Consider the following 2,211-nt stretch of genomic DNA (forward strand, 5'->3'; position numbering starts at 1 on the left):
GCGTTCGAGACCCAGCCCGCGGGAACGGACGGTCCGGTCCGGGGCAGACGCGGGAGCGGCGCCACCACCGCCCCGCGGCCCCGGCCGGGCCGCGGATCCGCGCACGGGACCGAAGGAGAACCGTCCATGCAGATCACCGTCACCCGCTCCGGAGGCTTCGCCGGGCTCGAGAAGACCCGGGCCCTCGACACCGACGGCCGCACCGACGCCGCACACCTGGAACGCCTCGCCGAGCGGGCCGTCCTCCCCGTACCGGACGGCCACCACTACCGCGTCACCGTCGACCAACAGGTCCTCGACCTCCAGGAGCCCCATCTCACCGAGGAACAGCGTGAGCTCATCCGGACGGTGCTCGACGAAGGACGCTGAGCGGCCCCGACGGGCGGCCGGCGAGGGCACTCCGCGCCCCGCCGGTCGCCCCGATCCTCCCTACGATGGCGCGGTGACCACCTCCGCGCAGCAGCCGCAGATCCGCGTCCTGTCCGACGCGTCCCGCGACCACCTCCGGGAGCCGGGCCGGCCGCGCCCCGTCCGCCTCTACCTGTGGGAACCCGCGGAGCCGCGCCGGACACCCGCCCCGCTGGTGGTGGTCTCGCACGGCACCGGCGGGTCCGGGGGAGCGATGGAGTGGCTCGTGGACCCGCTGCGCGCCGCCGGGTTCCGGGTGCTGGCCCTCGACCACCACGGGAACAACCGGGTCGACGGGTACGCCCCGGAGGGATTCCTGCACGTGTGGGACCGGCCCCGCGACGTCTCCTTCGCCCTCGACGCCCTCGCCGCCGAAGGCCCCTTGGGGCCGGTCGGCGCGGCCGGGTTCTCCCTCGGCGGCTACACGGCCGCCGCCCTCGCCGGGGCCCGGGTCGACCCCCGACTGCTGTGGGCGGTCGTCACGGGCGCCGCGCCCCTCCCCGAGATCCCCGGATTCCCCGGCGTACTGGACGCCCTGCGGGCCCGGTACCGGCCCGGGGAGCTCACCGCGGACTCCCCGACGGTCCGGCGCACGCTGGCCGAGGCGGCCGCGGACCTCACCGATCCGCGGGTCCGGGCCGTGTTCCAGGTGGCTCCCGGCGCCGGAGTCCTCGTCAGCCCCGAGAGCCTGGCGACCGTGCGGGTCCCGGTGGCCGTCCACTGGGGCGGCGCCGACACCATCAGCCCGTACGCCACCGACACCCGGCCCTACCTGGAACACGTCCCGACGGCGGTGGGCACCTGTGTCGGCCCCGGCGTCCGGCACGAGGACTTCTCCGCGGCGGAGCCGGCCGACCCGGAGGCCCGCGGGCGGACCGGCCGCGCCGCCGCCGTGTTCTTCCGCCGCTACCTCGGCTGACCGCGCCCGACCGACCCGGCGGCCCGGGGCGGGTGGACACCCCTCCTCTCCGGGCTGACCGGTATGGGTGCCGGCACCCATTTTCGGGCAGAAGGGCGATGCCGATGCGGACGCGTTCAGGCGGTTCTCGTACACTCGGCGCGGCTGCGCAGACTTTGCGCCACTATTGATGGCTGTACCGCGCATTCCAGCCATGTGACACGTTCTGCCTTGGGGGGCTCATGCGTAGATCCAGAGGGCTGACCGCCGCCGTCGCCCTTTCCCTCGCCGGTGCGGGCACCGGTCTCGGCCTCGTGCTGATGCCGCAGGCCTCCGCCGTCACCGCGCCGGTGGGCTTCACCGCCGACGACCTGCCGACCTGGCAGCCGAACGGCATCGTCTTCGCGATGGCGGAGGCCGACGGCACCGTCTTCACCGGAGGCACCTTCTCCGCCATCCGGCCCGGGAAGGGGCAGACGGGCGCCGAACGCCAGGCCGTGAACTTCGCGTCCTTCGACGCCGCGACGGGCGCGCCCGGCTCCTGCAAGCTGTCCTTCACCATCGGCGAGGGCACCGCGACCGTGCGCGCCCTGCTGGTCTCGGAGGACAAGAAGACCCTGTACGCGGGCGGCTACTTCGCTGCCGTCAACGGCACTCCCGTCAACAGCGTCGCGGCCATCGACATCGCGAGCTGCACGCCGAAGGCGTCCTTCCGGCCGGCCTTCCCGGCCACCGTGCGGGCCCTGGCGCTGGGCGGCGGCACGCTCTACGCGGGCGGCGACTTCGGCACGGTGGCCGGACAGCAGCGGCAGCGCTTCGCCGCGGTGGACGCCACCACCGGCGCCCTGAAGCCGTTCAAGGCGGACGCGGACGAGCCCGGTCGGGCGGTCGCGGTGACCCCGGAC

General features: G+C 75.1%; 2 protein-coding genes and 1 pseudogene. All 3 read left to right on the forward strand.

From position 1 onward, the window contains the following. The first annotated feature begins 126 nt into the window (after positions 1 to 126). The gene (locus ABTZ17_RS36675) at positions 127 to 369 is read left to right on the forward strand and encodes a protealysin inhibitor emfourin (protein WP_352200158.1); all 243 of its coding nucleotides are present in this window, start codon (positions 127 to 129) and stop codon (positions 367 to 369) included. A 73-nt stretch (positions 370 to 442) separates the two neighbouring features. Then, positions 443 to 1,327, forward strand: a complete 885-nt coding sequence (locus ABTZ17_RS36680) for an alpha/beta hydrolase family protein (RefSeq protein ID WP_352200159.1) — start codon at positions 443 to 445, stop codon at positions 1,325 to 1,327. A 221-nt stretch (positions 1,328 to 1,548) separates the two neighbouring features. After that, a pseudogene (locus ABTZ17_RS36685) lies at positions 1,549 to 2,211 on the forward strand (LamG domain-containing protein); the annotation flags it as partial.

Origin of the sequence: Streptomyces sp. NPDC097619, from assembly GCF_040302735.1 — a bacterium.
GTDB lineage: Bacteria > Actinomycetota > Actinomycetes > Streptomycetales > Streptomycetaceae > Streptomyces.

Bases quoted from the DNA above. Each gene is read 5' to 3' on its own strand.
- ABTZ17_RS36675 (WP_352200158.1), top strand. From the start codon at position 127: ATGCAGATCACCGTCACCCGCTCCGGAGGCTTCGCCGGGCTCGAGAAG.